5 protein-coding genes are annotated in these 5,364 nt (G+C 33.7%); 3 read left to right on the top strand and 2 right to left on the bottom strand.

Annotated elements, in window-relative coordinates; all coding sequences use genetic code 11:
• Positions 1 to 566: nickel-dependent hydrogenase large subunit (locus UIB65_RS07630; RefSeq protein WP_330040716.1), on the top strand; the 566-nt coding region annotated here is incomplete at its 5' end.
• Between the two features lie 20 nt (positions 567 to 586).
• Positions 587 to 1,822, top strand: coding sequence for a 4Fe-4S binding protein (locus tag UIB65_RS07625; RefSeq protein WP_330040714.1), 1,236 nt, complete (start codon positions 587 to 589; stop codon positions 1,820 to 1,822).
• A gap of 69 nt (positions 1,823 to 1,891) precedes the next feature.
• Here the strand turns inward: UIB65_RS07625 and UIB65_RS07620 are convergent, their stop codons facing one another.
• Positions 1,892 to 3,148 (bottom strand): dihydroorotase family protein, encoded by a 1,257-nt coding sequence (locus tag UIB65_RS07620; protein ID WP_330040712.1) that lies wholly within the window; start codon positions 3,146 to 3,148, stop codon positions 1,892 to 1,894.
• Between the two features lie 88 nt (positions 3,149 to 3,236).
• On the opposite strand from UIB65_RS07620, the gene UIB65_RS07615 reads away from it, so the two are divergent.
• Positions 3,237 to 4,319, top strand: coding sequence for a nucleotidyltransferase family protein (locus tag UIB65_RS07615; RefSeq protein WP_330040709.1), 1,083 nt, complete (start codon positions 3,237 to 3,239; stop codon positions 4,317 to 4,319).
• On the opposite strand, the gene UIB65_RS07610 is transcribed toward UIB65_RS07615, so the two are convergent.
• A complete protein-coding gene (locus UIB65_RS07610) occupies positions 4,316 to 5,323 on the bottom strand; it encodes a hypothetical protein (RefSeq protein ID WP_330040707.1) in 1,008 nt (335 codons plus the stop codon). The genes UIB65_RS07615 and UIB65_RS07610 overlap by 4 nt on opposite strands.
• Positions 5,324 to 5,364: the final 41 nt, after the last annotated feature.

The raw sequence follows: 5,364 nt of genomic DNA, 5'->3' as shown, positions 1-5,364 counted from the left end.
GTATTTACAGAGTAGCACCATTATCCAGGATTAACGTCTGTGACCAAATGCCTAAAGAAGCACCTCTCGCTCAAGAAGCTCTTAAAGACTTCCGTGACGCTTTCGGATATGCTCAAGCACCATTATTATTCAACTATGCAAGACTCATTGAGTTATTAGCATCTGCTGAATGTGCTGCTAACGCATTAGAAGAAGATTTATCTGGTCAAAAATTCCCAGATGAATTAGAAAGAACTGAAGGTAAAGGTGTAGGTATTGTAGAAGCACCTCGTGGTACTTTAATCCACCATTACGAATCTGATGATAATGGATTATGTAATTACGCTAACATTGTTGTAGCTACAATCCAAAACAACCCAGCTATGGAAATGGGTATTCACCAAGTTGCTAAAGATTACATCAAACCTGGTGTAGAAGTAGATGACAGCATTTTCAACTTAATGGAAATGGTTATCAGAGCTTACGATCCATGTTTATCTTGTGCTACCCACTCAATGGATAGTCAAATGAGATTAGCTGAAGTAGATATTGTAGACAGTGAAGGAAACCTCATTAAAAAATTCTAAATTTAAGGGGGTTTTTATAAATGATAGTATTTAATGAAGATGGCTGTATAAAATGTGGTGCTTGTGAAGGTACTTGTCCTACATCAGCTATTGACGTAACACCTGACTCTATTATTCACTGTGATACTTGTGGCGAAGAACCAAAATGTGCAGATGTTTGTCCACAAGGCGCATTAAAAGTAGAAGAATATGAAATTGCTGAAGGTGTAACCCAAGCAAGATTAGTATTTAACTCTATCTTATGTGACTCCTGTGGTAAATGTGAAGAAGTTTGCCCACAAGAAACAATTAAAGTTACTGGCGAAAAATTAAAAGAAGTTGAAGGTTTCTGTGTAATGTGTCAAAAATGTGTTGACATTTGCCCAGTTGATGTAATTGGTATTCCTGGTGTAAAAGAACCTGTTGAATATGAGTTAGATCTCAAAGGAAAAGGTCCTGTTTACATCAAAGATTGTGTTGGATGTGGAACTTGTGTAGATCCTTGTCCTGTAAGCGCAATTACTCTTGATGAAGTTGGAAGCCCTATTACTGTAAACGATGACTGTATTAGATGTGGTTTATGTTCACAAACCTGTCCTTGGAATGCAATTTACATTGCTGAAAAAGTACCAGTCAAACGTTCCAAAGAAATCCAATCTTTCACTTTCGATTCCGCAAAATGTATCGGTTGTAACACATGTGTAGAAGCATGTCCTGGTGATTTCATTGCTGCTAACAGTGCTAGCTTAACAGTAGCAATTCCTAGTGTATGTGCTGCATGTGGTTTATGTGTAAAACTTTGTCCTGTTGATGCATTAGAAATTGATGTAGAATGGGGTGAAGGTGCACCTGTAGATGCTGAAGGTATCGGAAGAGATGTTGAAAAATGTGATTTCATTGGTGCATGTGCAAACAAATGTCCTACTCAAGCTATTCGTGTAGTTACCAAAACTGGTATGTCCTGCCCTGCTTTAGTAGAAACTGATGCAGAACCATCTTTCACAAGTTGTATTAGATGTGGAGCTTGTGCTTCCGTATGTTCAAACGATGCATTGAAAGTTGAACAATACGAAGTAACTATTGACGGAGAACCTGTTTCCAGAGATAGGATTTCATTCAACCCATCTAAATGTGACCAATGTGGTGACTGTATTGAAGCATGTCCATACGATATGCTCCACGAAACAGACAATCCTAAATTACCAATTGCAGGATTCTGTACTTTATGTGGTCAATGTATGGAAGCATGTCCTGAAGACGCATTATGTTATAAATAGGTGTGAAAACACACCTTTTTTATTTTCTTTTTTTTAGTGGTTTGTCACTAAATCCATTTTTAAAATTAGTTAAATTTTATTCATTACTGTTTTTCCATTTACAATTGTCATTATTGGCATTCCAATGTAATTTAAACCGTCAAATGGAGAGTATTCTGCTTTTGTTTCAAATTCTTCAATATTGAATGTGCCTTCTCTTTTCAAATCAATTACTGTAAAATCTGCATCTTTTCCAATAGCTATTTCACCTTTATTTTCAAGGCCGTATATTTTTGATGCATTTTCAGAAAAGATTTTTGGAATCAACTTTAAATCTATATTTCCTTTATTAACTTCTGTTAGCAGTAGTGGAACTACTGTTTCTAGGTTTGGTATGCCTGGTGAGGAGTTCCAGACTCCTTTTTGTTTGTCTTCCATGGTGTGTGGGGCATGATCTGTTCCAATAACTGAAGTTTCATCCAAATCGTCGAGGTTTATACTGTCTTGTTTTTCTCTAAGTGGAGGATTGGTTTTTATGAATGTGTCATATATATTGTATGCTGAGTTGTCTAGTAATAAATGGTGTGGTGTAAATTCCCAACTTACAGGGTATGTTTTACTTGCATTTTTTGCAAGACTTAATGATTTCCTTGAGCTTAGATGGCATATATGTAAAGATAAATTATTTGCTCTTGCAAGTTCAATAGCTTGCTTTACAGATTCATCTTCAGATATGGCAGGTCTTGCATAACTGTAGTCAATTGCTTTGTTTACCTCTTTTTCTTTTAATCTGGAAGTTTCTTTTTCAACAATTGATTTTTTCTCACAATGGGTAGCTACAAGTCCGTTATATTCTGTTTTTTCTTTCAAAATTCCTAAATTATGGAAATTTTCTTCCAGTTGTTCATCACTTTCCAAATCCATAAATATTTTGAATGCAATAGGATTAAGTTTTATCATTTTTTCCATTTCTTCAAGTGTATTTGTCCCAACCATGAGCTCGAAATTGACTACGGATTTAGATTCAGCTATTTTTATTTTTTCTTTGAGTGATTTGTAAGTATTGGTTTTTGGAAGTGTGTTTGGCATATCGAACACTGTGGTGAATCCTCCATTCGCAGCACTTAAACTTCCTGTTTTAAAGTTTTCTTTTTGAGTTAACCCTGGATCTCTAAAGTGTATATGCGGGTCAATAAAACCTGGAAGAACATAATTATTTTTGACATCTATTGTTTTGTCTGCTTCAAGTGGTGTTTTTGAAATCTCAGCAATTTTTCCTTCATCAATTTTGATGTAATAATCTCCAGTTTTATCAATTAATCTACAATTTTTGATTACTAAATCCATATTTTAACTCCTAAAGTTATTTATTATTTTCAATTATGTTTTTTATTAAACATAAATTTTTTTTAATTTAAAATTCATATCTTAATACATGTCACAAATTTCATCAATTCTTAAAAGAGACATGGGGTTATTTTATAAAGATTTGCAGTGCAAACCTGAATTTTCAAAGGATTCATGTGATATTGATTTAGTTGCTGATTTTACTGAATATAATCCGTTACACAACGGCCATTTTCATTGTATGAAAACAGCAAGGGATGCATTTCCTGATTCATTGTTTGTTGCTATTGTGCCTGGTTTATTTGAAAGAAGTGGCAGAGGCATTCCATATATACTTCCAAGGGAACTTCGAGCTGAAATAGCGATTTCTGTTGGGGCGGATATTGTAGTTGAAGGCCCTCCTATGGGAATTATGGGGTCTGGCCAATACTCATTGTGTCTTTGTAAGATGTTTAAGTCATTAAATACTTCACATATTCCTAGAGGTTATAAAAAAGTGGAAGGTATTGATGAAATTTTAAAAAGGATTAATATGGGTCACCATATTGCCCCAAGGCCATATAAAATAGTCGATAAAACAACCGGTGAAATTCTTTTAAAAGATAAACTTGAAGAGGATAACTATGTCATAACCTCTTTCGCCAATTCCTTATCAAAAATAGGCTTTGATTATACTGATAAATTTTTATTTGTTGAAAGGATAGGTGGTGTTAGCGGTACTTTGATAAGACAAAGTATTATTGAGGATAACTTTAGCAATGTCTTTGACATGATGCCTCAAAAAACAATTGATGTGCTGAAAGATGCAATTAAAAATGATTTGATTATATATGGTGTCCGTGATGAGGATACTATTTTAGACACTGCTAATAATTTCACGTTTGAGCAGCTATCTAATTTAAATCTCTTTAATGAGAAATTGGCAAAAAACATTGTCGATAATCGACCTTTCAATGATATTGATGAATTAAAAAAATCTATACTGTATGGATTTTCAAGTCATTATAAGGAACGTATTTTAAGTATTTTGGAAAATCCTATTGAAAAAAGCAGAATCTCAGAATATATTGATGGATATCCATCAAATATTCGAGTTTTGGGTTATCAAAATGAAGAGTGTTTAGAAAAGTTTAAGCAAAAAATAAATAATGAAAATGTTTCATTATTTTAGTGGTTGCTTAAAATATTGTTAATTACATTCTGTGGATTTGTAAGTCCAAATACTGCATCCATAAATGTTGGATAGCTTGAATGTAATAGGAATAGGTATATGAGGTAGTAGATTACAATTAAAATAACAACGACTAAAACGATTGTTAATATTATGTCTACAACATTCATAGGCTCTTTTTCATCCTGATAATTTAAGTTGTGGATGCTTTCTCCATCTTTCTTAATTTCTTTATCTTTTTGAACTGTTTTTCCAATTTCTGGTTCAATACTTTGTTCCTTCATGATTTCTGCTCTAATCCTTGCTTCCATCTCTTCAGGAGTTTCTGGACGGGATTCTGCAAGTTTTTGGTCTTGAGCAGGGGTTTCACTTGGTTTGTATGGTTTTCTGGTTAATGATCCAAATTGTTCTTCATCTTTTGCGAGCTGTTCTTCTAATGGGACCTCATTTTCATCAAAGTATAAGTCATCTAAATATTTTTCATATTTGTCTTCTAAATCAACTCTTGCACTGGTTGGTTCTGGTTCAAAAGAATGATCTGGATAGATAAATTCCTCTTCTTGAGGTGCTTTTACTGGTTCTTCAGCAACATATTGGGCTTCATTTTGAACAGCTTGCGGTTTTTCATTTTCGTATAAATATGATGATTCAAGACCTCCGGAATAATTTATGTTATCTTTTATATTATACGGGGAGTCTTCACTGATTTTCTGATATTCTTGTGTAATAGGTTCTTCAGAAGCATAAACTACTTCTTCTTGAGTATCATATATGTTTTCAACTGGTGGTTGTTCAGCAGGTGGTTGTTCGACCACTGGTTGTTCAACTGGTGGTTGTTCACCAGGCTCTGTGTTATTTTCTAATCCTATACCTACAATTTTTTGTAAACAGTCTTTACAATAAATTTTGCCAGCTATTTCCAAACCACATTCCTTACAAATTGGTTTTCCACAAATTGCACATACATCTGTGCTTTCTCTTTCTGGATGATAATGACATGCCATATTTAAACACTCTCTCAATTAATTTAATAATGCTTTAATAT

The organism is Methanobrevibacter sp. (assembly GCF_036307625.1).
Taxonomy (GTDB): Archaea; Methanobacteriota; Methanobacteria; order Methanobacteriales; family Methanobacteriaceae; genus Methanocatella.
Note: the sequence above shows the minus strand (reverse complement) of the source record. Positions and strands in the feature narration are given on the sequence as shown.